The 225-nt window shown below is 64.4% G+C and carries 1 protein-coding gene; it reads left to right on the top strand.

Annotated features, from left to right (window positions below; all coding sequences use genetic code 11):
• The coding region (locus tag Q7A36_RS41490; RefSeq protein WP_305109575.1) for a transposase at window positions 1-225 on the top strand (225 nt) is incomplete at both ends.

Raw genomic sequence — 225 nt, forward strand, 5'->3', positions numbered from 1 at the left:
GGACAAGCCGCCAATCCTCGGCCTGATCCAGCGCGGTGGTCAGGTGGTCATGCGCATGCTGGCCAATGTGCAGCAGAAGACGATCCAGCCGATCATCGAGGCTGCCGTCATCAAGGGTGCCCGCGTCCATACCGACGAGTACGACATCTACGCCCGCCTGCCAGTCTGGGGTTATCGGCACGTGACGGTCTGTCACGCTCGGGGCGAGTACGCGCGCGACGACGA

Source organism: Paracraurococcus lichenis, from assembly GCF_030657435.1.
In the GTDB taxonomy this organism is placed as follows: domain Bacteria; phylum Pseudomonadota; class Alphaproteobacteria; order Acetobacterales; family Acetobacteraceae; genus Paracraurococcus; species Paracraurococcus lichenis.